Genomic DNA, 25,906 nt, shown 5'->3' on the forward strand with positions numbered 1-25,906 from the left:
CATTACCCATAGGAGGTTGTTGTGGCCCGGATTTATGTGGTGGCCCTATTCGTGTGTTTGCTGGCTGGTTGCGCAGTTGCTGATTTCCCCTGGCCCGGTGCTGCCGTAGATTCGGATGCCGCCCTGAAACAGGCCGGTGATGCTACGGTACCCGCTGTTCAGGAGGAAAGTCAGGAAGAACTATCCGGTAACTCCGATTCAAAGATAGTGGCCGAAGAACCGGTGCCGCTGACCGAAGAGGCCGAAACGGCCCCAATGGATGCCGAGACCCTGGAAGATCTGGCCTTGTTAACAGGGGCCGATCAGTTTGTTCCTGAAGAAGAGGGTGAAACGGTCGTTGAGGAGGCTGTCTCCTTTGACCTTCCGATGGTGGAAAACGCAAAGGTTCGCCATTTTGTCAATTATTACACCGGACGCGGTCGGCATGGTTTTCGGCGATGGTTGGAGCGTTCGGGTCGTTATTTACCCATGATGAGGGAGGTCTTTGCCGAGCTGGACCTGCCTCTCGATCTGACTTATCTGGCGATGATCGAATCGGGCTTTAATCCCCGTGCCTGCAGCCGTGCCAATGCCGTGGGCCCATGGCAGTTCATGGCTAGCACCGGAAAGAATTACGGCCTAAACAACGATTGGTGGCGTGATGAACGGCGAGACCCTCTCAAGTCCACTAAGGCTGCTGCTCGCCACTTAAAGGATTTGCACAAACGTTTCGATGGGGACTGGTATTTGGCCATTGCGGCTTACAATGCCGGTCCTGGTAAGGTCGAAAGGGCGATCGGCAAATCCCGTAGCCGCGATTTTTGGCAATTGTGCCGGGGAAGTTACCTGCGCAAAGAAACCAAAAATTATTTGCCGAAATTGCTGGCCGTGCTGCTCATTGCAAAGGAACCGGAAGCCTACAATTTTAACGATCTGCAATACCAACCGGCACTGACTTTTGATATCGCCGAGCTGCCCAGTTCTACCGATCTCGATATTGTGGCCCGATTGTGTGGTGTTTCCTATGAAGAGATTGTGGCCCTTAATCCTGAACTGAAGCGGTGGTGTACCCCGCCTCGTCACCCCAATTACAAGGTTCGTCTGCCCGCCGGAAAGGGTACCTCCTTTTCGGCAAAGTATGCTCAGATTCCGGCTGACAGACGTGCCAATTATCGGCGCCACAAGATCAAGCCCGGGGATACTCTCATCGGCATGGCCAAGCGCTACGGTATTCGCAGCAAAGATATTGTCGCCTTGAACAACATCCGCAATCCCCGTTCCTTGCGGGTCGGTCGCGATCTTATTCTGCCGTTGAGGCCCGGCGCTTCACTGCCGGCGGATGTGTTGGAAGAGGGGTATGAACGGACCCGTCAGAGGCGTTATAAGATTCGCAGGGGGGACAGTCTGTGGAGCATTGCCCGCCGATTTGATGTTACCACCAGCCAATTGTGCGCCTGGAACGGTATAGGCAAGCAAACCATTCTTAAGCCGGGCAAGGTGTTGCGTGTGGCCGGCAGCACTAGGACCTCCAGTCGCGACCGGCGTAAACTGGTCTACAAAGTTCGGGCTGGTGATACACTGTGGGATATCAGTCGTCGTTATGATCTTAAGACCGGCGATATCATGCGCTGGAATCAACTGGGCAGGAGGCATGTTCTGCGTCCAGGAGATCGTCTGACCCTTCTGGTTAAGCCGGGTCGGCAGGGATAGGTTTTGACATTTAATCTCCGGATTGCTACACTTCCCGCGCCCGCAGGTTAAGGGGCTTTTTCTGGTTTCGACAGTTTTGTTTCGAAATCATCTTCAGCAAAGATTCCCCGCGTGCTACGCGCAAACCCTGGCCTTTATTCGGCCTGTTTGGTTAAGAAAGGATTTCCCTCCGATGATCAATCTCGGCATTTCACTGCTGGTATACACCCTGATGCTTTTGGCGTTGAATTTTGGCGCCGGGCTTCCAGTTCTCTATTCCGCCCTGCTGGCTCTGCTCGGTTTTGCCGGCAGTTTCTTTTTGCTAAGCCGCCGAACTTCCAAACAACTCACCGCCTTGATGGAAGGGGTGCAACGGGATATGCAGGGAGGTCGAACCGAAAAGGCGATCAAGGCCCTGCAGTCTGGCTATCCCCTGGGTAAATGGCAGTTTTTTGTTAAATCCCAGATCGAAGCTCAGATCGGTTGTCTGCTCTATCTTAAACGGGATTTCGCTCAGGCCTTCGACCATCTGCAAAAGGGTTTTACCCGGCATTGGGTGGCCATGGCCATGCTGGCCATTTGCTACATGAAACGTAATAATCCCGAAAAGATGAAGGCCTCCTTCGAAAAGGCTGTGGCCGCAACCAAGAACGAATCCTTGCCCTGGGCTTTGTATGCATTTTGCCTTGATAAGGTTGGCGAGCGAAGCAAAGCCATTGAAATTCTCGAAAAAGGCATTAAGAAAGGGGCGGCCGACGATACCCTGCTGGCTAACCTGGGTGCCCTTCAAGAAGGCAAGAAGATGAAGATGAAGAGCTACGGCGACCTCTGGTATCAGTTCCATCTGGAGAAGCAGGGAACCGTGATCAAGCAACAGACCCGGGCCGTACAGGGCCGCCGGAAAATTGTGAGACGCTGATCTTGTCCAAGCGCAGCAAAAAGCAGAAAACAAAGGACTTTCAGAACAGTCCTTTTAAAGCGTTAAAAGGGGTGGCGGTGGCTGCTGAAAAGGATTCCGGGGCTCCCAAATCGGACCCTCTGCCGCCCAAAGAGCCGGTTGTCGAAGACGATTCCGCTGCTTTTGAACGGGAAATGGCCCTGCTGGGGGTTGATCCTCGGGAGCAGGATGAACGTCAGCGGGAAGTAGAGCCGGTTGCCGACGATTTCGCGGATGACAAGAGCGAAAAGAAGGTTGAGCTTACCGACGACGAATTGTTTTTGGAATCTCTGGGAAGTATGGATAGCGTCTTTCGCGATGAGATTCCGGAAACCGAAGAGGTTGCAGCAACTCCGCGGCGTATGCGGCAGCTTCGCCAGGGTAAATTGGCACCCGAGGCAAAACTCGACCTGCACGGTCTGACCCGGCAGGAAGCGCGGGAAAAGGTTCGCTTCTTTCTCGAAGATGCTACTTTCCAAGGGCTCAAAACTGTTCTTATTATCACAGGTCGGGGAAAAAGCTCATCGGATGGACCGGTGTTACGGCAGTTTATGGAACGTTATCTGTCCAGTGATGCCAGGGCCTGGGTTGTAGAGTGGGGTCGGGCGCCGGCTCGCTATGGCGGCGAGGGTGCCCTGGTGGTTTTTCTTAAGGGGCGCCGAAACTGATCCTATCGAGTCCGCGGCCTTTAAGGCTAATCCCCTGGTGCCGCGGTTAAATAAACGAAGAATTATAAGCAGTATAGGAAAGGCCGGAGCATTGTGTGCTCCGGCCTTTTTTTGCTTTATTCGGTGTCGGATTCGCTGGGCTTCGAGGTTGCTTTGGCAGCGGGTTTCCGGCGCGGTTTAGGCTTCGTCTTCTCTTTATCCTTGTCCATATTGTCGGTGGCAGGCTCAGGTTTTTCCTCTGCCGGTTTTTTGCGAGGACGACCACGGCGCGCCGGCTTTTTGGGAGGCTCGGCGGCCGTGGGGCCTGTTTCGTCGGCCGTCTTTGGAGGGGCAACGTCCGCGCTTGGGGATTCCGTTGCCTTTTCCGTAGGTTTGCTCTCTGTTTGCTTTGCAGCCGGTTTGCGCGTGCGTCGGCGCTGAGGCTTTTCTACGGCCTTTTCATCCCCGGTCTTGGATTCTTTGGCCCTGGCTTCTTCCACCGGGGCGGCTGGCGTTGTTGGCTGATCTGACTGCTCCGGCTCGGTGGTCTTTTTTGCCGCAGGGGAGCGCCTTCTACGGGGTGTTTTAGGTTTCGGCTTTTCCGCCGGTGCTTCTGCAGCCGCTTCCTTTGCCGAGTCCCCTTTCGAGGTGTCAGCAGGCGGTTCTTCCACCGTCTCCGGTTTTGCTTCCGTTGAGGCCGGTTTCCTGGCAGCGGCCGGTTTGCGTGGTCGGCGGCGCGGTTTGGGTTTGTCGCTTTTCTGCTCGGCACCAGTTTCCGGAGCCGGTTCGCCGGCTGCCGGCTGCTGAGCCATAACCGGTTCTGTTTGACTTTCTACTGGCTTGGCTTCAACTGTTGGAGCCGGAGAAGTTTCCGTTGGAGCGGTTGGTGCGGTTTGTTCCTCTGCAACGATCGGTGCCGGTTCGGTAGTGGCGGCCTTTTGCGGTTCAGAGACAGGTTCCTCAGGCGTGATTGCAGCGCCCTCTTCAGTGCTGCCAGTCGCAGTAGTTTGTTCAGTACTCGCCGCTGCCGGCTTCCGCCGACGGCGGGGGCGGCGGCGTTTCCGTCCGCTGGGCCGGCTCTCGGCTTCTGCCTCGGCTCCGGGGGCCGAATCGGATTCACCATCCTTTTCAACAGTCTCTTCCTGTGGGCCATCAACCTTTACCGACGAGGCTTCCACATAGTTCTGGGTCGAATTCTGCGGCTCTTTTTCCCGACGTATGAAGTCGACTTCAAGTTGTCCGTTGGTGAAATCCGGGCAACCTTTGATGTAGATGGTCGCATTATATTGCTGTTCAAGACGAATCAGCTCGGCGCGCTTATTGTTCAGCAGGTAGGCTGCGACTTCAATGGGAACTTGTCCGTCCACCCGGCCGATTTGGCCTTTGGCCATTCCGGCAGACAGGCGCCGGACAAAATGCAGAGCCTGAGCCTCCGCGCTCTTGATTCGACCGCTGCCATCGCAGTGGGGGCATGGCAGATAGGAGGCCTCAGCCAAGGCCGCCTTGATACGCTGCCGGCTCATCTCCAATAAGCCGAATTGACTGATGCGACCGACGGAGACGCGGGCCTTGTCGCTCTTAAGGGCATCTTTGAGGCATTTTTCAACATCGCGGATATGTTTGCGATCCCGCATGTCGATGAAGTCGATAACAATCAGACCGCCCAGGTCGCGCAAGCGTAGCTGGCGGGCTGCTTCAGCGGCGGCTTCCATGTTCGATTTGAAGGCCGTCGCTTCTACCCCTTTTTCAGTGGCCATTTTCCCTGAGTTTACATCGATGGCGACCAGTGCCTCAGTGGTGTCGATGACGATAGAGCCACCGGAGGGCAGGGGAACCTTGTTGCGCGAGAGGGCCTCGATCTGTTCTTCAATCTGATAGCGGGAGAAGATCGGCCGACGCTCCTGGTGAAGTTTTACCAGTTGGGCGTATTCCGGCATGACCTCCTGGAAAAATTCTTTGCCCTCCTGGGCCGCCTTGGGATCGTCCACCAGCACCTCGTCGATATCCGGGCTGAAATAGTCCCGGATTGAGCGGATTACCAGATTGGATTCCTTGTAGACCAGGGTCGGCGCTTTGACCTCTTTACCCAGTTCGCAGATTTTTTCGTAGACCCGCAGCAGGTAGTCCACATCCCGCTTGAGCTCAGTTTTTTTCTGGCCGATGCCGGCAGTGCGGACAATGTAACCGATATTCTCCGGCAGTTCCATGGAGCTCATGGCTTGTTTAAGCTTTTTTCGAGTCGATTCCTGCTCGATTTTACGGGAAATGCCCTTGGTGTCACTTTCCGGCATTAATACCATGTAGCGTCCCGGGAGGGACAGGTAGGTGGTCAGGGCCGCACCTTTGGTGCCTCGCTCTTCCTTAACGACTTGCACCATCAGTTCCTGTCCGCGACGCAACAGGTCGTTGATGCGCGGACGTCCCTTGGTTTCGCTGTTGGGGTCGGCTTTATGGAAGGAAGGGTGGATTTCTCCGATCTGTAGAAATCCGGGCCGCTCACCGCCATAATCGACAAAGGCCGCCTGCAGACCGGTTTCGACCCGGACCACGACGGCCTTGTAAATATTGCCCTTGGTTTGTTGTTTTCCGGTGATTTCGATGTCGAGTTCGCTCAGGGCGCCGTCATCGACGATGGCTACCCGGTGTTCTTCCGGATGGGTAGCGTTGATCAGCATCTTCTTGCTCATGTAGGTCCTTTCGGCTGCTCCGCAGAGAAGCCATTAAAATGTAATGCGGCAAGGCATATGCCTGCCGGTTCGCCCGGGGTCCAAGTCTTGAAGACTGCACCTGCTAACGGTGAAGCTCTCAAACGGACCCGTACGGGGAAAATCCTGTGTTGTTTCAAACAACTCTAAACTAGATTTAAGCACCGGGTCGAAGTGGCTCTCCAATGGATACGAGCCATGTATGACATTGCGGTGCCAGGGCCTTGCAGGCCCGTTGCCGGTAAAAACGGTATCGGCGAAAACCATGCCGAATGGTGTCAGGGCCATTGAGAAGTCGTATCGGAAACGGCTCCTGAAAATATGTTCTATTCAGTCTTGAAAACAGCCAGGTGGTCTATCCGTCGTTGGTAGAGAAATGACCCGTGGACTGTATAGGATTTTGTCCGTTAATTGTTAAACCGTTGCAACTATAGCAGAAAGCAGTATTACTGGATAGCAGAAACTACCTTTTTGTGCCTATGTTAAACCATATTTGTAGGTTTTTTCGTCGCCGAGCTTATGGTATAAAAGAGAGCTATGTTGCAATTACGAGATATTACCAAAAATTTTGCCGATCGAAGACTTTTTGCCGGTATCAATTGGCACATTCGGCCCGGTGACCGGATCGGCTTGTGCGGTGAAAACGGAGCCGGAAAGACCACCTTGCTGCGTCTGCTGGCTGGCCAGGTTCAGGCTGACGACGGTACTCTGCAGATGGCTCGCGGGACCACTTTTGGTTATCTGCCTCAGCAGGGTCTGGAACACCATGGGCATACCCTGTTTGACGAGGTGCGTTCGGCCCTTGGCGAGTTGACCGCCATGGAACAGGAGATGCGTGCTCTGGAACAGGAGCTGGCCGGTGGCTGCAACGATGACCGCATGGAGCGTTACGCCCATCTGGAAGAGGCCTTCCGGCAGCGGGGCGGCTATACTCTTGATACGGAAATCGCCAAGGTTCTCGATGGCCTCGGGTTTTCCAGTGACGACCGTGACCGCCCCTGCGAGCATTTTTCCGGCGGTTGGCAGATGCGCATTGCTCTGGCCAAGTTGCTGCTTCAGCGGCCCAATTTGTTGCTTCTTGACGAACCGACCAACCATCTCGATCTGCCGGCCAGAGATTGGCTGGAGGATTATCTCGCCAACTACCCTTATGCCGTGGTGCTGGTCTCCCATGATCGCTTTTTTCTCGATCGGGTGGTCAGCCGCATTGTTGAAGTCTGGAACGGCGAACTGACCGAATATCCCGGAAATTACAGCCGTTACCTCGAGGAACGTGATCGGCGGGTAGCGGCCCTGCGCGAGGCCAAACAACGCCAGGACGAAGAGATCGGCCGCATCGAAGCTTTTATCAGTCGCTTTCGCTATCAGGCCAATAAGGCTTCTCTGGTGCAGAGCCGGATCAAACAATTGGAACGTTTTGAGCGTATTGTGGTACCGCCTCTACGCAAACGCATTGCTTTCCAGTTTCCTTCGCCGCCACGCAGCGGACGCGCGGTTCTTGAACTCAAGGGCGTGGAGCATGGTTACGATGCGCTGCAAGTTCTAGCGGATGTCGAACTGACCGTCGAGCGGGGTGAACGTATCGCCCTGGTGGGGGCCAATGGCGCCGGCAAGTCGACCTTGATGCGGTTGCTGGCCGGGGTGGAGGAGCCACGCCAGGGAACCTGCACTCAAGGTCACCAGGTGCTGCAAGCTTATTTTGCTCAAGACCAGGCCCGGATTTTGGATGGAAGCAAAACCGTTCTTGAGGAAATCACCGGGGCTGCACCTTTCGATATGGTGCCTCGGGTACGGGATATCCTCGGCTCGTTTCTCTTTTCCGGCGACGATGTGCACAAGCCGGTGTCGGTGTTGTCCGGCGGCGAGCGCAATCGTCTGGCCCTGGCTCTGTTGTTGTTGCGGCCGGCCAATTTGCTGCTGCTCGATGAACCGACCAACCATCTCGATTTACAGTCCAAAGAGGTCTTGCTCACCTCTTTGAGAAACTTCCCCGGCACCCTGGTTTTTGTCAGTCATGACCGTTACTTCGTCGATGCCTTGGCGACCCGGGTGTTGGAAGTAGCGGAGGGTGGCGTTGTCTCCCACCTGGGAAATTACGAGGACTTTCTCCGCGCTAAAGCGGCGGCTGGAGATGCGAGTCATTCGTCCTTGCGGGTCGAACAGGCCGCTGCAGAAACCATTGTTGCCGAAACTCCAACAGCTGGTGATGAGCAACTGTCCTATGCCGAGCGCAAAGAACTAAAGCGCAAGGAGCGACGTCGTCAGAAAGACCTGGCCGAGATTGAACAGCGCATTGAAACTCTGGAACAGGAATTGGCTGAATTGGAGGAGACCATGGCTGATTCGACCCTGTACCAGGATGCCGACCGTTGGCGGGAGGTCAGCGATCGCCATGCCCACTTGAAGGACGAGGTCGAGGGTTCCTACCGGCAGTGGGAAGAGCTGCAACTGGCCGAATCGGCCTGAGCCGTCCATGCTCTTTAGATAATCAACAAATAGTCAAAGGCCAGGCGCTTTACCACGAAGGTCACGAAGAGCACGAAGGAATACAATGGTTTTCGACCTGATTATCTTACGATTTTCTCCGTGTCCTCTGTGCTCTCTGTGGTGAATGGTTCTGGGTAAAAAAAACAGGACTTTTTGAACTGAAAAACACAACCCGGTTAACTCTCTGCCTGTTGGTCTCGCCAGCCGCTCCGTGTCGGTGGCGTCACAGGGGTTGTGAGATAAAATCAAGGGGTGCTTTTCTATGCAATATCATTGACATCTCACGAGTAAGAAAGGTGCCTGCACGGAATGTTGTTGCCAAAGGGAAAATTGATCAAGGATGAGTTCAATCCGGTACGTATGAACTGGCTGGAAGCGATTCAAAAGCTTCAAGCCGGTCGCTTCTCCGGTTATCTGGCGTGCAGGGATCTGCATGGACGGGGTGTTGTATTGTTTGTCGGCGGTCAGCTGGTGGCAGTGCGTTTTGTTGGCGAAGGAGAGGCGCTGTCCCATCAGGAAGCTTTTGCCCGTATCTTCGCCCGATCTTTGTCCGGCGATACTATGCTCTCTATTTATCGGCTTTCCCAGACCTTGGCCCTTCAATTATTTGGTGTGGTCAGTGGCGAGATGCTCTATGCCGCTCAGCAGTTACGTTTACTCGATATCCCCCATCTGTTGCATACCCTTAAGCATGATCACTTCAACGGTTGTTTGCGTGTCTATGCTGCGGAGGATGTGGCTCTGATCTTTTTTCAACAGGGCAACCCCATCGGTTTTTTTCATGACGGTGGTACCGATCTGGCGCAGGATGCTGAATTAAGCGAATCCGTCGCCTGGCAGCCCGGTGCTTCGGTAGATATTATTGCCGGCCAAAGCGAGCTGGCAGAGAATCTGCCTGACCTCATGGAATCGCTGGACCTTCCCGGATGCTGGCAGCAGGCGGTGGCCCAGGCGGCGCTTGATCGGTAAAAGAAAAGAGTCGTCATTTTTGAGTTGGATGTAAGCCGTTTCAGGTGTTCGGGGATCGATATCCGGCTCTGTCAGTGGTAACCTTTGCTAAAGCGATACCGGGTATCCAAACTTACAGGCAGAGGAGGGCTCCATGAAACATGAAACCTTCGGTCGGATGGAACTGCTGCAGGGTGATATCACCGGCCTCCAGGTGGATGCCATTGTCAATGCGGCTAATCGCTCCCTTCTTGGAGGCGGCGGAGTGGACGGGGCCATTCATCGGGCGGCGGGTCCGCAACTTCTGGCCGAGTGCAAAACACTCAATGGTTGCGAAACAGGTGAGGCCAAGATCACGGCAGGCTACCGGTTGCCGGCCCGGCATGTTATCCATACCGTCGGTCCGGTCTATCGTCAGCGGCCGCAGGACCCGCAGCTTCTGGCGGCCTGTTACCAGAACAGCCTTGAGCTGGCCGTGGCGCGCGGGCTGAAAACGGTGGCCTTTCCGGCGATCAGCTGTGGCGTTTACGGCTATCCTCCGGAGAAGGCCTGCGCTATTGCCGTCGATACGGTGAAGGCTTTTCTACAACAGGACCATGGTCTGGAAAAGGTTTTATTCGTTGTATTTGCCGACGAAATTTATCGGATCTATCACGATTATTTAACGGCCGGCGGCAACTGAGAATTTTCCCGGGAGGTTGCTCCTGGCGCGGAAGCCGGTGTCCAAAAAGGGTGAATGATGGAAGCCATGAAATTACTTCTTCTCGAACCCTATTTCACCGGTTCGCATGCGGCCTGGAGTGAAGAATACGCCGCCCGCAGCCGTCATCAAGTGGATATCCTGTCTTTGCCGGGTCGTCATTGGAAATGGCGCATGCACGGCGGTGCGGTGACCCTGGCCCGGCAGTTTCTTGAACGCCGTGAACCGATCGATCTGTTGCTGGCCAGTGCGATGCTCGACCTGACCACTTTTCTGGCCCTGACCCGCAGCAAAAGTGCCGGTGTGCCCTCGGTACTCTATTTTCACGAAAACCAGCTGACCTATCCCTGGTCGCCACGGGATAACGACCCGGCCGCACGGCGGGACGCTCACTACGGTTTTATCAATTACGCCAGCGCCCTGGCTGCCGATCGGGTGCTGTTCAATTCCCACTATCACCGTCAGGCCTTTCTCGAGGCGCTGCCCGGTTTTCTTGGAGTTTTTCCTGACCACCGGGAGACTATGAGCATTGAAGCTATTGCTGACAAGAGCCAAGTACTGCCGTTGGGACTGGATCTGCAACGCTTCGATACCTATCGCCCGCAAGCTGAGCTTGATCCCCATCGATTGCCGTTGTTGTTGTGGAACCATCGTTGGGAGTATGACAAAAACCCGGAAGAATTTTTTCGGGCTCTGTTTCTTTTGCAGGACCAGGGCCTCGATTTTCAGGTGGCTATCCTCGGTGAAAGTTTTGCCGAGCAGCCGGCTATTTTTGCCGAGGCTCAGCAGCGCCTCGGCAAGCGGGTAGTGCAGTTCGGTTATGCTGCCGATTTTGCTTCTTATGCCGAATGGCTATGGCGGGCCGATATTCTGCCGGTTACAGCAATTCATGACTTTTTTGGTATTAGTGTGGTGCAGGCCATGCATTGCAACTGTCATCCGCTATTACCGAAACGGCTGGCGTATCCCGAACATGTGCCGCCTTCTCTGCATGAAGACTATTTTTATGCAGATTTTGACGACCTGGTGGCCCGGCTGGCCGAATCGATCGGACAAGTTTCCGCCTTGCGCTGCCGTAGCGTGAGGCCCTTTGTGCAGGATTACGACTGGCGGCAGTTAGGTGTTCGCTACGATGTTCTTTTTGCCGGGTTTCAGGAGTTACTCTAGTGCCCTGTGCGGTTAATCCTGACTTCAAATTCTGGTAATTTTCGGCCCTGCCTGCGTTGCGCCAATTTGACTTAGCGCACGGCTAGACCTGCATTGGCGACGCCTTGGCAGGCCCCAAAATGCCTCAGAATTATTTGACACTATCACCCACACAGGACACTGGGCGTTTGTTTAATTCAAGAGGGAACGATGCGTAAAACTATTATCGGTGTGATAGGTGCCGGCCAGGTTTCCGATACCGGCTATGCGGTGGCTCGCGAGGTCGGCCGCCGCATCGGCGAGGGGGGCGCGGTGCTTGTCTGCGGCGGTTTGTCCGGGGTCATGGAGGCGGCCTGCCAGGGTTGCAACGAGGTCGGCGGAGAGACCCTTGGTCTTTTGCCCGGCGGTGATGCGGCGATGGCCAATCCTTATGTTACTCTGGCGGTTCCGACCAACATGGGTCATGCCCGCAATGTGATCATCGCGCACACCGCACAGGCGTTGATCGCGGTGGAAGGGGAATACGGGACATTGTCGGAAATAGCCGTTGCACTCAAACTGGGTAAACCGGTGGTAGCGCTGAACAGCTGGCCGGGTATCGAAGGTGTGATCGAGGCGTCTTCCGCCGAGGAAGCGGTAGAAATAGCATTGCAACTGGCGACAGGACAGGGAGAGGCATAACTATGTTCGAACAATCGGCCTTGCAGCGTTCACGGGAGTTTTCCAGTCAGTTTATCGAATGGCTGCGGGGTAAGGGGACAGTGCTCATTGTCACCCATGATCACCCCGACCCCGATTCCCTGGCTGCGGCCATGGCCCTGAAACACCTGATTTTGGTCAAGACCGGTCAAAGGTCGACCATTGCATATGGCGGAGTGGTCGGTCGCGGCGAAAACAGGGTCATGGTGGAAAAGTTGGAGATTGAACTGGTGCCGTTGGAAGAACTCGATCTTCAGCAATTTCAGGTGGTCTGTATGGTCGATACCCAACCTCAAGCGGGCAACAATTCATTGCCGGCCGATTGCAAGGTCGACCTGGTGATCGATCATCATCCGCTGAGGGAGTCCTGCCGGGACTCTGTCTGGGTCGATGTGCGCGAAGACTATGGGGCCTCGGCGACCATCCTGCTCGAATATTTGCTCGCCCAGGAAATTACCATATGTACAAAATTAGCGACGATCCTCTTTTACGCCATCAAATCCGAGACCCAGGATCTTGGCCGGGAGTGGAGCCGGGCAGACCGCCTGGCTTATTTGCATTTGCTGCCGTTGAGCAACAACCGTATTTTGTTCGATATCATTCATCCCGAGGTGCCGAGGGATTATTTTGCCGCTTTCAGTCTGGCGATTCGTAATGCCCGTATTTTCAGCGATGTGTTGGTGTTTAATCTCTATGAAATCGGTAATCCTGATATTGTCGCTGAAATGGCCGATTTTCTGCTGCGGGTGGACCGGGTCAAAATCGTGCTCGGTATGGGTCATTATCAGGAGGACGAGATTCTTTCCTTTCGCACTTTGTTGCCCGATATTCGAGCCGGGGCGGTGATGCAGGAAGTGGTCGCCGGGCTCGGCACCGCCGGTGGCCATGGTATGATCGCCGGTGGCCAGATTCGTTCTGTAGACAAAGACTCTACTTCCCAAAACGATCTGGAAGAAACCCTGACTGAGCGTTTGCTCAACTGTCTGAAACGCCCTGTCGGCCCCGGCCAGCCCCTGGTTGTTTCCTGATGAGCCGCCGCTCCTTGCGTTGACACTCCCCGCGGGGCTGGGGTATAAGAAGGCCCCTGTTTGAGAGGTAGTTATGATTCGAATTTTTTTCCTGCTACTGATGTTGTTGCCGGCGTTGAGCGTTGCCGAAGGAGCGGTGCAGTTGGCTCTCGAAGGTAACTCCCCGGTTACCATCAATGAAGTCTACCACCGCGACGGGGTGGCGTATCTGGCGGTTGATGAGGTATTGCCGGTGCTCGGTCTATCCGGAACCTGGGATTCGGTAAAACACGTCTATTCAATCAAGACGCCTTGGGGCAGGGCACAGATGTCCCCCGGCAGCCAGTTTTTGCGCTTTGGCGGCCAGTTCCAGCCTCTGACCAATCCGCCCAGTTTCATCGACGGCCGATTGCGGGTTGACGAAAACTTTGTGGCGATCCATCTGCCGGCTCTGCTAAACCTGTCCGTTTATTACCGCAACCTCGATCCTTCTGTCGAACAGATGCCGACCCAAAGCTCTCTTGACCGCTTGTACTCCTTTCTGTTGCGCAAACAGAAGCCTGCCGATGTCAAAGGGTTGCGGGCTGTCGCCATCGACCCCGCCCATGGCGGGTCCGATCCCGGCAGTATGGGGTCGAACGGCATGAAAGAGAAAGATGTGGCCCTGGCCGTGGCACAGGGGCTGCAGAAGCGTTTCAAAATGCGCCTCGGTCTGCCGGTCTACTTAAGTCGGGATGCCGATTACTCAATGACCGTGGCTCAACGTTTTGCCGCAGTCAATAAACCCGAAGTCGATGCCTTGATTTTGCTCCATGCTCAGTCCGCTTTGAGCGAGTCCTCCCGTGGGGCGGTCTTGTTTATCCGGCGTCAAGAACAGCGGGCCGAAAATCCCAACGGAGACAGTATGACTCTGGCTGTTCATTTAAGTCAGGCCCTGAGCCGGGCCGGTATACAGGTGGCCGCTATCGAACGGGCCCCACTGCTGCCATTGGGGCAGGGCGATTTGCCTACCGTGCTGGTGGAGCTCGGATATTTAAGCAACCCGGCTGACCGGGAAATGCTCGGCCAGTCCGCCGGTCAGGAACGTCTTGCCGAAGCACTCTATCGTGGCCTGAAGGCCTTTGCCAAACAACAGTGATGGCGTCGTAAAAAAATCCGCCCTGCGGCGTTACGGTGTTTTTCAGTACCTCGACAGAGGTGTTGCATGCCTTCGCCCTGAGAAAACACCAGGCCTTGCAGGCCGAAATTTTTGCCAATGCATCAAGAGCAGGAGATCAAATAAATGACGGAAACATCCTTTGTAAGAGCCGATGCCCGGCTGCCGAATCAGTTGCGTCCCGTTTCTTTTCTGCGCGGGTTCACCCGCTATGCGGAAGGTTCGGTTCTGGTTTCCTTTGGTGAGACACGCGTGCTGTGCAATGCGACTGTGGAAGAGGGTGTGCCGCCTTTTTTGCGGGGCAAGGGAAGCGGTTGGGTGACGGGAGAGTACTCCATGCTTCCCCGAGCCACCCAGACCCGATCGGCACGGGAATCCCTGCGGGGTAAGGTGGGTGGTCGTACCTATGAAATCCAACGCCTCATTGGCCGATCCCTCCGGGCGGTGGTGGACCTGGAAGCTCTTGGCGAACGAACCGTCGTTCTCGACTGCGATGTGCTGCAGGCTGACGGAGGCACTCGCACCGCAGCTATTACCGGTGCCTGCGTGGCTCTGGCCGATGCTTTGAACGGCCTGGTGGCCAAAGGGTCTTTGGCCAAATCTCCCTTGCGTGAAGGCGTCTCGGCCATCAGCGTCGGCATCATTGATGGCCGGCCCTTGCTCGACCTCGATTATCAGGAAGATTTCAGCGCCGCGGTTGATATGAATTTTGTCATTACCGAATCGGGATTGCTGGTCGAGGTTCAGGGAACTGCGGAAGAGCATCCTTTTACGCCTCAACAACTTGATGAAATGCGTGATCTGGCTCTGTTGGGCTGCCGGGACTTGAACCTTATGCAGAAGCAAAGCCTGGAGGGCTGAGAGCATGGAATTGATGGTGGCCACCACCAATAAGGGGAAATTAAAGGAAATCAGGCGCCTGCTGGCGGATACCGGTATCCAGGTCAAGGGTCTGGATGAGATTCCCGACTTGCCGGAGATTGTTGAGGATGGCGATACCTTTGAGGCCAATGCTCGAAAGAAGGCCCTTACCGTGGCCCGTCATTGCGGCTGTTTGACCCTGGCTGACGACTCCGGTCTGGTGGTTGAGGCTCTTCAGGGCGAGCCCGGGGTCTATTCGGCTCGCTATGCCGGTCCCGGGGCCAGTGATTCGGATAACAATCAAAAGTTGTTGGCCGCCATGACCGGTTTGCCCCGGGAACAGCGCGAAGCCGCCTTTCATTGTGCCATGGCTCTTTGTGAGCCTTCGGGTGTTTGTCATATTTTTCAAGGACGCCTTCAAGGCCTGATCCTTGAAGAACCCCGGGGCGGCGGCGGGTTCGGTTATGATCCTCTGTTTCTGGTTCCTGAATACGGGAAAGCTTTGGCGGAATTGCCCTTGGAAATCAAGAATCGCATCAGCCATCGTGGCGAGGCACTGCGTCAAACTCTTGCTTATCTGCAACAACAGTAACGGGAATACCTATCCATTCCGGTTAACGGAACCGTTGGGTTTGGAAATGTCCAGGGCAACCTTGGATTGTCTCAACAAACTGATATTATTTGGTGGAACTGGTTGACAGTGCACATATTAGCAGGATAATTAATAGAAAACGATTCTTAACCAAGGAGGGAATCTCATGCGTAAATGGCAATTTGTTCTCGCTGGTGCTTCATTGGGTTTGTTGGTGCTGAGTGGCTGTACAGCACAGTTGACCCCGGCTGATCGTGATCTGCTTAATCAGGCTCTGGATTCAGGCCAGATGGCTACGCAACAGGCCGCCAAGGCTCAGGCCGCTGCCGGTATGGCTAGCGACGCCGCTGCTCGGGCTGAAGATGCCGCAGTAAGAGCCGAATCCGCTGCTGCTGCTGCGGATAAGAGTGCCGCCATGGCTTCTGCCAGTGCTGACGCTGCTGCCGCCAGTGCCGCCAAGGCTGCCAAAGCTTTTGAAATGGGGCAGATGAAGTAAACGATTTCGAGAATAAACATTCTGCAATTAACTAAAAAGGCCCCGCCGAGCGGGGCCTTTTTAGTTTTGTGATATGGCGACTGGCACGCCTCGGCGATCAGCAATCGCCTTGGATAGAGCCTGCATATCGATCTTTCCTTGCCAGGGCAGGGTGGCGACCTGCCGGAGAACCTCTGCGACCGGGTCGCTGATCCGCTGCTGTTGATCCGGGTGGATTTCAGCAAATAGCTGACCGTTTTGCAAACCAACCTTGATCGGCTGATAGATTATGCGCACCGGTGTGCCTTTAGGAGCTCGCGGAAAGAGATCGCGAATATCCTCCGGATAAAGGCGCAGGCAGCCGTGGCTGACCCGACGTCCCACACCGAAGGGTTTGTTGGTACCGTGAATGCCATAGCCTGGCGTTGATAGTCCCAGCCAGTATTCGCCAAGGGGATTATCCGGTCCCGCTGGAATGCTGGTCGCGGTGCCTGGCTCAGCCGCTAGAATAGTGCTTGGAGCCGTCCATGAAGGGTTCTCAATATGTTGAGCAATGGTGAAGTCACCCTCCGGGGTGTCCCATCCTTCGCTACCGATTCCGACGGGATAGGCCCTGATCCGCTCTTGACCGCCTTCTTCCCACAGATAGTAGAGGCGCAGTTCGGCCAGGTTGACAGTAATGCCCTTTTGAACCGATTGGGGCAATAGAAAGGCATAGGGCAGCAGGACCCTTGTTCCGGCTGGTGGCAGCCAGGGGTCCACATTCGGGTTCGCATTAAGCAAGGCCAGGTAACCGATGCCGCTGCGTCGCGCCAGCTCGATAAGGGTTTCGTCGGGGCCGAGCAGATAGTTACGGTGCTTTCCCACCAGAGCCATTGGTTGCGCCTGGTCTCGGTACGATTCCTTTTTCAGCCGCGGGTACCACGGACAACTGTCTTTCGGGCAGAATAAAAATACACATAGCAGAATGCAGCAGAGGATAGTTTTCATGGCCGCAGTATAAAAGAAAAGGTGCCAGAGGGCCATTCCAAATTGAGGTGTAAGGGCAGATGAAATGCTACGATAACTGACCGTTACCGTCCGCCAGGCGTGGTCCGCTCCTGTTTGGCGTCAGATTTGTGCCGACCGATCATTTTGTTTGCTCGCAGAACTATTTCCTTGAGGCTGTACGGTTTGGTCATATAGTCGTCGGCTCCCAGTTTCAGTCCCAGAGCACGGTCCTGGTCTGTTGACAGGGCAGTGAGCATCATGATGGGGATGTCGGCCAGGGCGGGATCGGGTATTTTGCGCACCAATCGACAGACCTCCCACCCATTAAGTTCTGGGATCTTGATGTCGAGCAGAATCAGATCTGGGCGCAAAGCGTTGATCATGCGACATGCCGTCAAGCCGTCACCGGCGATGGCTGTAACGAAACCTTTGTTTCGCAAATAGTGTCCAAGTAAAACAGCAAGCTCCGGTTCGTCCTCTACAATCAAAATTTTTCTCTGCAGGTCATTCTGCCGTGATGTTACAGAGAAGGGTTCTTCATTAGAGGAAGTCGTGTAGACACCGTCAGATAACGGAATCTCAGGTTGTTCAACCGAAGAATTCAATCGTTACCTCCATGTTGATAAGTAATGTCCAGTTTGATGTGAGGTGAGATGGGGTGCCGTCAAGCTAAGGTACAAATATTAGTCACCTGTTAAGCCTGCATGATTAAAAGGTTAAGTTCTTTGCCGCCTATGCTGGGGATTAAGAGGTCTTGTCGGGTGTTGACCAGTCCCGGGGGGAAAGAGTTGACACTGCGGGTCTGCCGTTGTATTAAAAATAAGTTTTGTTTTCCAGCCAATACAGCCAAATCTCACGGAGGCTTCATGATCAAAATCGATTTTGAAAAGATGGGTGGATTGATTCCTGCCATTATTCAGGACCACGAGACCAACGAAATATTGATGTGTGCCTTTCTGGACGAGAAGGCCTTGAACCTGACCTTGGAAACAGGAAAAACCTGGTTTTTCAGCCGGCGTCGGAATAAATATTGGATGAAGGGCGAGCAGTCCGGTAACACACAGGATGTTCTGGAAGTTTACACCGACTGCGATGCCGACACGGTGGTGATCAAGGTTAAGCAGAACGGTGGCGCCGCTTGTCATACCGGTAACCGTACTTGTTTTTATGTCAAATGGGAAGATAACCAATGGGTGGAGCATTCCGAGCCGTTGTTCGATCCTGATGAGGTCTATAAAAAATGAGCCAGTCGATAAAGTTCGGTATTCCCAAAGGGAGCTTGGAAAAAGCGACAGTCGAACTTTTCGAACAGGCCGGCTGGACTATTCGCCTTTCATCGCGTAACTATTTTCCTTCGATCGATGACGATGAGATCAGCTGTAACCTGATTCGCAGTCAGGAGATGGCCAAGTACGTCGAACGGGGCACCATTGACGTCGGAATCGCCGGACGCGACTGGGTGGAAGAGAACGAATCCGATGTCGTCATCGTCGACAACCTGGTTTATTCCAAGGTCTCCCGCCGCCCGGCCCGCTGGGTACTGGTGGTAACCCAGGATTCTCCGGTGCAACGCCCAGAGGACCTGGCCGGCAAGACCATTTCCACCGAACTGGTGGAATTTACCAGGCGCTATTTCGCCGAACGTAACATCCCTGTGGACGTGGAATTTTCCTGGGGGGCAACAGAAGCCAAGGTCGTTGAGGGACTGTGCGATGCCATCGTCGAGGTTACCGAGACCGGTTCCACTATTCGCGCCAATAACCTGCGTATCGTCGAAACCCTGATGGAGTCGACGCCGGTGATTCTGGCCAATAAGAAGGCTTGGGCCGATCCCTGGAAGCGCCAGAAGATTGAACAGCTCAACACCTTGTTGCAGGCGGCGCTGGCTGCGGAAAAGATGGTCGGCCTGAAGATGAACGTGGCCCACGCCCAAATCGATACCATTATCGCAATGCTGCCAAGCCTCAACAAGCCGACGGTGGCCCACCTTTATCAGTCGGATTGGGTTTCGGTGGAGACCGTGTTACACGAAAAAGAAGTGCGGCGCATCGTGCCTGAATTGATCAAGGCCGGGGCCGAGGGGATTATCGAATACCCTTTGAATAAGATTCTTTAGTGATGATGTCGCGATAGGACCGCCCTCCGGCGTTACATCGCTTTCTGGACGGTTGCCTTCGCCCTGAAAAACCACCAGGCCATGACGGTCGAAATTATTGCTTGGCCAGCTTATGATTTTTTGTGAATGCATCTAGTCGTATTTAACTGATATTTTTGGATGGAAGCCTTTTAGGAGTATTTTTATCGTTATGGAACAAACATTTGCCGTCATTAAGCCCGATGCCTTTGCCGCCGGGCACGCCGGAAAGATTCTGGCCCGTATTTATGAAGCCGGTTTTTCCGTCGTCGGTCTGAAAAAGATTTGGCTCAGCGAGACTCAGGCCGGCGGATTTTATCATGTGCATCAAGATAAACCATTCTTTAGCGACCTGACTTCTTTCATGAGCAGCGGTCCCTGTCTGGTTATGGTGCTTGAAGCTCCTGATGCCATCCTTAAGTGGCGAGAGATGATGGGAGCCACCGATCCGGCCGCTGCTGCTGCCGGCACCCTGCGAAAGGACTTCGGTACCTCCATCGGCCGTAATGCCACCCATGGCTCTGATGCTGCTGAAACGGCCGCGTTTGAAATCAACTATTTCTTCGCTGGATTGGAACTGATCTGACCCGCGACGTATTAGCCTTGTGCCTGAAAAGCCCTTCAGATACAATCTGGAGGGCTTTTTGCTGGATAAACGCTAGCTGCCAAATCAGTACGATTACCAGGAGTTCCATGCCAGAATCACAGCTTGTCGATATAAAAAATCTCACCCAGGAAGAGTTGATCGAGTTTCTTTCCGGCCTCGGTAAAGAACGGTTCCGCGCCAGCCAGATCATGCGTTGGATCTACGGCAGAGACGTATGTTCTTTCGATGCCATGACCGACTTGGCCAAGGCGCTGCGCCAAGAATTACAGCAGCGTGCTACCGTTTCCAGTCTGCAGCCGGAGGCCGTCGAGGAAAGTAGCGACGGCACGCGTAAATACCTGTTTCGGTTGGACGACGGCCAAAGTGTGGAGACGGTACGCATCCCCATGGAAGCTGGTCGGGCCACCCTGTGTATTTCCACCCAAGTCGGTTGTGCCATGGGCTGTTCCTTTTGTCATACGGGCAGCTTCGGCCTGGTGCGCAATTTGACGACTGCTGAAATCGTCAATCAGGTCTGCGCTGCCCGACGGGACGGACCGATTCAAAATATTGTGTTGATGGGCATGGGCGAACCTCTGGATAATCTGGAAAACGTTATCAAGGCGCTGAAGATCTTCTATCTTCCGGAAGGCCTCGATTTCAGTCCGCGCAAGGTAACCCTGTCAACGGCCGGCCTGATTCCCCAGATGCTTGACCTTGGCCGGAGGATTAAAATTAACCTTGCGGTATCTCTCAATGCGACTACCGACGAGGTGAGGGATCGGCTGATGCCTATCAATCGTCGTTATCCCCTTAAAGAACTTATGGCGGCCTGTCGGGCCTATCCCCTCGCGCCGCGGCAGAAGGTCACCTTTGAGTATATTCTGATTCGCGACGTCAACGACAGCGACCAGGATGCCAAACGCCTGGTCGGTCTCCTGCACGGTATCCGGGCTAAAATCAACCTGATCCCTTATAACGAACACCCCGGTTCGCCCCTGAAGGCACCGACGGCGAGGCGTATCGAGGCCTTTCAAACCTATCTGCTCAGTCGCGATATGATCGCAATTCGGCGCGCCAGTAAGGGGCAGGATATTTCTGCGGCCTGTGGTCAGCTTAAAGGCAAGCTTGACGGCACGAAATCCAAGCAAACATCGACATCTTAAAGACGAAAGGAACTCATATATGGCACAGGCAGTTATCGGCGTAATTGGCGGCAGCGGTCTCTATGAAATCGAAGGCTTGAGCGACGTGAAACAGGTTGAGATCGATACTCCCTTTGGCAAACCTTCCGATGCTCTGATAACCGGTGTCCTCGACGGTGTGAAAATGGTTTTCCTGCCACGCCACGGTCGTGGTCATCGCTTGTTGCCGAGCGAAGTCCCGTATCGCGCGAATATCCACGCTATGAAGCAACTGGGGGTGGAGCGTATCATCTCGGTATCGGCGGTGGGCAGCATGCGTGAAGAGATCGTTCCCGGCCATATTGTCATTCCCGATCAGTTTTTCGACCGAACCCAGGGCAAACGGGCCTCGACCTTTTTTGGCGAGGGGGTGGTCGGGCATGTGCAGTTCGCTGATCCGGTTTGTGGCGACCTGTCTGCGATTCTGGCGCAGGCTGCAACGGAGGTCGGTGCGACAGTGCACCAGGGCGGCACCTATATCTGCATCGAGGGGCCGAATTTTTCCACCCGGGCCGAGTCGAATATCTATCGTAGCTGGGGAGTGGATATTATCGGAATGACGAATTTGCCGGAAGCGCGCCTGGCCCGCGAAGCAGAGATTTGTTATGCTACCGTAGCCTTGGCCACCGACTACGACTGCTGGTTCGAGGGGCACGACGACGTTTCGGTAGAGGCGGTGCTGGCCACCATCAAACAGAATGTGGCCACGGCTCGTAATATTATCAAGGCGGCTGCAGGACTGGCTGCCGCAACACGTCCTTGTGCCTGTGAAAGCGCTCTGCAGTATGCCATCATGACCGATTGCACTCAGTTGCCCGATGCCACCCGTGATCGTTTGGCTCTGCTGTTGGATAAATACCTGTAACCGCCTTTTGCCGCTAAAGTTCGATTTCTTTCAATGGTGTTGGAGGGATCTATGCGTTTCAGTTCGGCTGTTGTCTTTATTTTGTGTAGTTTACTGGTTGGTTGCGTTGAGCCTCAAAAAGATACCCCCCAACAGGATGTTCATTATATTCTGGGTGTTTCTTATCTGCAGGAAGGGAATGCAAGTCGAGCTCTGCAGGAGTTTCACCAGGCCTATGAAGTCGACGCCCACAACCCCGATGTATTAGTCGGCCTGGGGCGTGCTTATCAACTCAAGGGGGCTTTTTCCGAAGCGGAAAGTTTTTATCTGAAGGCCTTAAAAGAGCGCCCTGATGATCCCCTGATCGAGAATAATCTGGGAGCCTTGTATCTCGACCTTCAGCGCCCGGATGACGCTATTCATTATTTTGGCAAGGCGGCTTCCAATCTGATGTTTGCCAGCTCGGAGGTTTCTCTGACCGGTCTTGGTTTTGCTCATTTCCAGAAACTGGAATATCTCGAAGCGATCCAAGCGTACCGTGAGGCTTTGGTGCAGAATCCTCGTTATGCCCAGGCTCATTTGCGGCTTGGAGAAACCTATTATGCCATGGGAAAGACGGACCGTGCGGTGGGTGAATTTCAGCAGTCCCTGAAACTCAACGGTAACAATCCCTTTACTCATTTTCAACTCGGGCTGGCCTATATGAAATTAAATAACCCGACGGAGGCGGCCCAATATTTTCGCAATGTGGTGCGTCTGGCCCCCTCGTCGGACCTTGGGGAACAGGCGGATCACTATCTGGAACTGTTGCAATAGCCATATTTGTAGAGGAGTTGAAGGGGATGGCACAGGGGTTTGACCAGCTAAAGGAGGCGGTTCAGGAACTGCTGGGCGGTGAGCCCTTTGACTTGGCGGTTATCCTCGGTTCCGGCCTGGGGGATGCCGCGGAAATTTTGGATCAGGGACATATTTTTCCCTATTCGGATTATACCTGTTTCCCTGCTGTCGAACTGGCAGGGCATGCCGGGCGATTGATTGCCGGCAGCCTGCAAGGCTGGCGAGTGTTGTTTTTCCAGGGGCGTTTCCATCTCTATCAAGACCTGGATGCCCGCCAGGTCTGTGCGCCGGTGCATCTGGCGCATCTGCTCGGTTGCCGGTTCCTGCTCCTGACCAACGCCGTCGGTGGCATTCGTCAAGATCTTGTGCCCGGCCACTTTATGGCTGTCAGCGATCATATTAACCTCCTGGGGGACAATCCTTTGAGAGGGCAGTGTAGCGACCCTTTTCTCGACTTGTCCCAACTCTACGACCAACAACATCATGCGGCTCTACAGTCCTTTGCCGCGCAAAGGGGTATAGGCCTTGAGACCGGTGTCTTGGCGGCTCTGCAGGGACCATCCTATGAGACCCCGGCTGAAATACGAGCGCTTGGTCTGCTTGGCGCCGATGCTGTTTCCATGTCCATGGTGCCCGAGGCGATTATGGGGAAATACCTGGAAATGCGGGTGGCTGGACTGTCCTATGTTGCCAACCGGGCGGCGGGGCTTGGTTCTTCACCTCTCAGCCACCAGGAGGTGCTGGCTGTCGGTCGCGGTGGCGCCGCTCCTTTAGCTGAACTGATTCAAAAGTTAATCCTTCTCTGGCAAGAGGAATCTTGACCGGCTACCTTCCCTTTTAGAACTTCCTATTCTGTATTAAGTCTCCAAGTATCCGAAATTAAATAAAAAATCATAAAGCCTCAGGATGGTTCCCCGCTTGACAGCCTTTCTGTTAATGGTAAACTTTTCGCAGACAGACAGTGAAAAGCAAGGGGAGGTAACGGTGGGACAACGAAATAGAAGAGTGTTGGTCGTCGACGACGAAGAAAATGCCCGGATCGGATTGAGCAAGATCCTGGAACAGGAAGGCTATCGGGTCGATAGTGTAGCTAATGGTCAGGAAGCCCTTGATTTTTTACAGCGGCAGAGTGTTCAGGTGGTGATAAGCGACCTGCAGATGCCGGAAATGAACGGCATGGCGTTTTTACGCGAAATTAATCGTCACTATCCCAGTACTCAGGTCATCATGGTGACCGCCCACGGCGGTGTCGAGTCCTATCTGGAGGCGATTCATCTGGGTGCGTATGAATATATCAACAAGCCGATCAGGCTGGATGAATTGCGCATCGTTATGGATAAAATGCTTACTGAAAAAAGGGTGGCAAAGGCAAATTAACAACCATGTGGAGAGTGGGAATTTAACCGTCATCCTGTCCTGGGTCGCAACGGGGGGTACAAATAACTGTAAGTACCGAGTGGAGGCACAATGAAAGAATTCAAAACAATCCTGTTCGCCAGCGATTTTTCTGAAAATTCAGCCTATGCCTTCGAATATGCCCGTGACCTGGCCATCAAATACCAGGCCCTTCTATTGGTGGTTCATGTGATTAACGAACCGGTTGATCTGCGGGGCTTTTATGTTCCGCATATTTCATTCGAGACCCTTGAGGAAGAGATCGAGCAGGGAGCCCGCAAGATGATGGACAAGTTCTGTCGAACGAATCTGCGGGATTACGATAACTACGAAACGTTTATTGTTCCGGGAATCCCCTATGACGAGATCATCAAAAAAGCCGAGGATGTTTCCGCCGATCTGATTGTGATGGGTACCCACGGTCGCAGCGGTCTCGATCATGTACTGTTTGGCAGTACCGCGGAGAAGGTGTTACGCAAATCTCCGGTTCCGGTGATGACGATTCGCTATCCAGATTAGGTTTTATCTGTAATCGACCCCCTGATCTTATTTTTGATAAAGCATTACACTGAGCAGCCTTAGGGCTGCTTTTTGTTTATTTCAGACCGCTTTTTCGGAGGGCTTTGTCCTTGCAAAAACGGACCCTCAAGGGTTATGCTAGGCTCGGTTTGCAGGCAGCCAAACAAATCAATCAGGAGGCGCAGGCATGTCCGGTCGGATATTGGTGGTCGACGACGAAACACTCATCCTCGACTTGGCAGTAATGTTACTTACTACCCGCGGTTATGAAGTAATCACTGCTCAAAATGGCGAGGAATGCCTGGAGCTGGTAGCGCAGGAAAAACCGCCCTTGGTACTGCTCGATTATATGATGCCTGGAATGGATGGCATGACCACCTTGCAGGAGATGCGCAAGCGTTTTCCCGATACGTATGTCATTATGCTCACCGGCAAAGGTAACGAGCAGATCGCCGTTGATGTTATGAAAGCCGGTGCGGCCGATTATATTTTAAAGCCTTTTAGCAATCAGGACCTGATCGACCGGATCGAGAATGTCCTGCGCATTCGGCGTATCGAGATTCACAACCGTGAACTGCGTGTTGACCGGGAGCGATTGCAGGGTGAAATTGAAAGCTGGAATCGTGAATTGGAGCGACGAGTCGAGGAAAAATCCTTTGAGCTTGAGCAGGCTCATGCCGAGATCCTGCAGGCGGAAAAACTGGCGTCTCTCGGTCACCTGGTTGCTGGCCTGGCACATGAGATTCGCAATCCCCTTAATGCCATCAGCCTTTTTGGCCAGATGCTCAAGCCGGCTCTGGCTCATGATGCTGAAAAGGTCGGGTATGTTGATCGATTGCTCGGCGAGGTTGATCGCGTCGACAACATTCTGGTTAAACTGCTGGCATCCAGCAGCCGTTCTCGAGGAACGGCCGAGCCGGTTTCATTGCGGCAGGTTATAGATGGTGTCCTGAAGAATTTCTCCGAACAGTTTGAAACTCATAACATCGAACTGGACAAGAACCTGGAGAGAGGACTGCCAACGATCACGGCCGACCCGGCCGAAATCGAGTTGATCTTTACCAACTTGTTTACTAACGCTCTTTATGAAATGCGCGAGGGGGGAAAGTTGGGAATCCGCTTGGCTCGAAAGCAGGAGCTGATTCAAATAGAGGTCAGTGACACTGGTCAGGGCATCCCGCCGCAAAATCTCAGCAAGATATTCGATCCCTTTTTCACAACCAAAACCAAGGGAACAGGTTTCGGTTTGTCGGTGGTGTTGCGAATCGTCAAAACCTACAATGGTCATATTAAGGCTCAGAGTGAACCAGGGCAAGGTACCGTCTTTCAAATTGAATTCCCCGTTGTATAAAATTTGTTTCCCAGGTCGAGCCGGGTTGGATTGCCTGT

At 54.0% G+C, this 25,906-nt stretch carries 26 protein-coding genes; 23 read left to right on the forward strand and 3 right to left on the reverse strand.

Going from position 1 to position 25,906, the window contains the following annotated elements:
• The first annotated feature begins 21 nt into the window (after nt 1-21).
• The 3 genes from A7E78_RS00500 to A7E78_RS00510 all read left to right on the forward strand — a co-directional run bounded on the left by A7E78_RS00500 (nt 22) and on the right by A7E78_RS00510 (nt 3,273).
• Complete coding sequence (locus A7E78_RS00500; protein ID WP_072282436.1) at nt 22-1,689, forward strand: LysM peptidoglycan-binding domain-containing protein; 1,668 nt, start codon at nt 22-24, stop codon at nt 1,687-1,689.
• A gap of 172 nt (nt 1,690-1,861) precedes the next feature.
• Entirely contained in the window at nt 1,862-2,587 is a 726-nt protein-coding gene (locus A7E78_RS00505) for a hypothetical protein (RefSeq protein WP_072282437.1), read from the forward strand.
• Nucleotides 2,588-2,589: 2 nt separating this feature from the next.
• The gene (locus A7E78_RS00510; RefSeq protein ID WP_072282438.1) at nt 2,590-3,273 is read left to right on the forward strand and encodes a Smr/MutS family protein; all 684 of its coding nucleotides are present in this window, start codon (nt 2,590-2,592) and stop codon (nt 3,271-3,273) included.
• A 116-nt stretch (nt 3,274-3,389) separates the two neighbouring features.
• On the opposite strand, the gene A7E78_RS00515 is transcribed toward A7E78_RS00510, so the two are convergent.
• Entirely contained in the window at nt 3,390-5,939 is a 2,550-nt protein-coding gene (locus tag A7E78_RS00515) for an Rne/Rng family ribonuclease (RefSeq protein WP_072282439.1), read from the reverse strand.
• Nucleotides 5,940-6,494: 555 nt separating this feature from the next.
• On the opposite strand from A7E78_RS00515, the gene A7E78_RS00520 reads away from it, so the two are divergent.
• The 10 genes from A7E78_RS00520 (at nt 6,495) to A7E78_RS00565 (ending at nt 16,049) form a co-directional block, all read left to right on the forward strand.
• Nucleotides 6,495-8,423 carry an ABC-F family ATP-binding cassette domain-containing protein gene (locus A7E78_RS00520; protein WP_072282440.1) on the forward strand — a complete coding sequence of 643 codons (1,929 nt, stop codon included), beginning with the start codon at nt 6,495-6,497 and terminating at the stop codon, nt 8,421-8,423.
• Between the two features lie 330 nt (nt 8,424-8,753).
• The gene (locus A7E78_RS00525) at nt 8,754-9,413 is read left to right on the forward strand and encodes a hypothetical protein (protein ID WP_072282441.1); all 660 of its coding nucleotides are present in this window, start codon (nt 8,754-8,756) and stop codon (nt 9,411-9,413) included.
• Nucleotides 9,414-9,546: 133 nt separating this feature from the next.
• The gene (locus A7E78_RS00530; protein WP_072282442.1) at nt 9,547-10,074 is read left to right on the forward strand and encodes an O-acetyl-ADP-ribose deacetylase; all 528 of its coding nucleotides are present in this window, start codon (nt 9,547-9,549) and stop codon (nt 10,072-10,074) included.
• 66 nt (nt 10,075-10,140) lie between these two features.
• A complete protein-coding gene (locus A7E78_RS00535; RefSeq protein WP_072284971.1) occupies nt 10,141-11,259 on the forward strand; it encodes a tRNA-queuosine alpha-mannosyltransferase domain-containing protein in 1,119 nt (372 codons plus the stop codon).
• 189 nt (nt 11,260-11,448) lie between these two features.
• Nucleotides 11,449-11,919 (forward strand): TIGR00725 family protein, encoded by a 471-nt coding sequence (locus tag A7E78_RS00540; protein WP_072282443.1) that lies wholly within the window; start codon nt 11,449-11,451, stop codon nt 11,917-11,919.
• A gap of 2 nt (nt 11,920-11,921) precedes the next feature.
• Nucleotides 11,922-12,965, forward strand: a complete 1,044-nt coding sequence (locus A7E78_RS00545; RefSeq protein WP_072282444.1) for a DHH family phosphoesterase — start codon at nt 11,922-11,924, stop codon at nt 12,963-12,965.
• A 73-nt stretch (nt 12,966-13,038) separates the two neighbouring features.
• A complete protein-coding gene (locus tag A7E78_RS00550; protein WP_072282445.1) occupies nt 13,039-14,082 on the forward strand; it encodes an N-acetylmuramoyl-L-alanine amidase family protein in 1,044 nt (347 codons plus the stop codon).
• Nucleotides 14,083-14,226: 144 nt separating this feature from the next.
• Nucleotides 14,227-14,961, forward strand: coding sequence for a ribonuclease PH (rph, locus tag A7E78_RS00555; protein ID WP_072282446.1), 735 nt, complete (start codon nt 14,227-14,229; stop codon nt 14,959-14,961).
• Between the two features lie 4 nt (nt 14,962-14,965).
• A complete protein-coding gene (locus tag A7E78_RS00560) occupies nt 14,966-15,553 on the forward strand; it encodes an XTP/dITP diphosphatase (protein WP_072282447.1) in 588 nt (195 codons plus the stop codon).
• 166 nt (nt 15,554-15,719) lie between these two features.
• The gene (locus A7E78_RS00565) at nt 15,720-16,049 is read left to right on the forward strand and encodes a hypothetical protein (RefSeq protein WP_072282448.1); all 330 of its coding nucleotides are present in this window, start codon (nt 15,720-15,722) and stop codon (nt 16,047-16,049) included.
• Nucleotides 16,050-16,109: 60 nt separating this feature from the next.
• Here the strand turns inward: A7E78_RS00565 and A7E78_RS00570 are convergent, their stop codons facing one another.
• Together A7E78_RS00570 and A7E78_RS00575 are read right to left on the reverse strand one after the other, a co-directional pair.
• Nucleotides 16,110-16,904, reverse strand: a complete 795-nt coding sequence (locus A7E78_RS00570; RefSeq protein WP_235606769.1) for a L,D-transpeptidase — start codon at nt 16,902-16,904, stop codon at nt 16,110-16,112.
• A gap of 197 nt (nt 16,905-17,101) precedes the next feature.
• Nucleotides 17,102-17,623 carry a response regulator transcription factor gene (locus A7E78_RS00575; protein ID WP_072282449.1) on the reverse strand — a complete coding sequence of 174 codons (522 nt, stop codon included), beginning with the start codon at nt 17,621-17,623 and terminating at the stop codon, nt 17,102-17,104.
• 129 nt (nt 17,624-17,752) lie between these two features.
• Between A7E78_RS00575 and hisI the strand changes: the two genes are divergently transcribed.
• From hisI to A7E78_RS00625, 10 genes are all read left to right on the forward strand, one after another.
• Nucleotides 17,753-18,262: a phosphoribosyl-AMP cyclohydrolase gene (hisI, locus tag A7E78_RS00580; RefSeq protein ID WP_256359868.1), complete on the forward strand. Its 510-nt coding sequence runs from the start codon at nt 17,753-17,755 to the stop codon at nt 18,260-18,262.
• Nucleotides 18,259-19,134 carry an ATP phosphoribosyltransferase gene (hisG, locus tag A7E78_RS00585; RefSeq protein WP_072282451.1) on the forward strand — a complete coding sequence of 292 codons (876 nt, stop codon included), beginning with the start codon at nt 18,259-18,261 and terminating at the stop codon, nt 19,132-19,134. Before hisI ends, hisG begins: the two co-directional genes overlap by 4 nt.
• 190 nt (nt 19,135-19,324) lie before the next feature.
• The gene (gene ndk, locus A7E78_RS00590; RefSeq protein WP_072282452.1) at nt 19,325-19,738 is read left to right on the forward strand and encodes a nucleoside-diphosphate kinase; all 414 of its coding nucleotides are present in this window, start codon (nt 19,325-19,327) and stop codon (nt 19,736-19,738) included.
• Nucleotides 19,739-19,845: 107 nt separating this feature from the next.
• On the forward strand, nt 19,846-20,904 hold the full coding sequence (gene rlmN, locus A7E78_RS00595) for a dual-specificity RNA methyltransferase RlmN (protein WP_072282453.1): 1,059 nt from the start codon (nt 19,846-19,848) through the stop codon (nt 20,902-20,904).
• 19 nt (nt 20,905-20,923) lie between these two features.
• Nucleotides 20,924-21,787 (forward strand): S-methyl-5'-thioadenosine phosphorylase, encoded by an 864-nt coding sequence (mtnP, locus tag A7E78_RS00600; protein ID WP_072282454.1) that lies wholly within the window; start codon nt 20,924-20,926, stop codon nt 21,785-21,787.
• A gap of 51 nt (nt 21,788-21,838) precedes the next feature.
• Nucleotides 21,839-22,582: a tetratricopeptide repeat protein gene (locus tag A7E78_RS00605; protein WP_158516046.1), complete on the forward strand. Its 744-nt coding sequence runs from the start codon at nt 21,839-21,841 to the stop codon at nt 22,580-22,582.
• A gap of 26 nt (nt 22,583-22,608) precedes the next feature.
• A complete protein-coding gene (locus tag A7E78_RS00610) occupies nt 22,609-23,424 on the forward strand; it encodes a purine-nucleoside phosphorylase (protein WP_072282455.1) in 816 nt (271 codons plus the stop codon).
• Nucleotides 23,425-23,587: 163 nt separating this feature from the next.
• Nucleotides 23,588-23,980 (forward strand): response regulator, encoded by a 393-nt coding sequence (locus A7E78_RS00615; RefSeq protein WP_072284974.1) that lies wholly within the window; start codon nt 23,588-23,590, stop codon nt 23,978-23,980.
• 90 nt (nt 23,981-24,070) lie between these two features.
• The gene (locus A7E78_RS00620; RefSeq protein WP_072282456.1) at nt 24,071-24,517 is read left to right on the forward strand and encodes a universal stress protein; all 447 of its coding nucleotides are present in this window, start codon (nt 24,071-24,073) and stop codon (nt 24,515-24,517) included.
• 187 nt (nt 24,518-24,704) lie between these two features.
• Complete coding sequence (locus A7E78_RS00625) at nt 24,705-25,868, forward strand: response regulator (RefSeq protein WP_072282457.1); 1,164 nt, start codon at nt 24,705-24,707, stop codon at nt 25,866-25,868.
• Nucleotides 25,869-25,906 lie beyond the last annotated feature (38 nt).

The sequence above is a fragment of the Syntrophotalea acetylenivorans genome (assembly GCF_001887775.1).
In the GTDB taxonomy this organism is placed as follows: Bacteria; Desulfobacterota; Desulfuromonadia; order Desulfuromonadales; family Syntrophotaleaceae; genus Syntrophotalea_A; species Syntrophotalea_A acetylenivorans.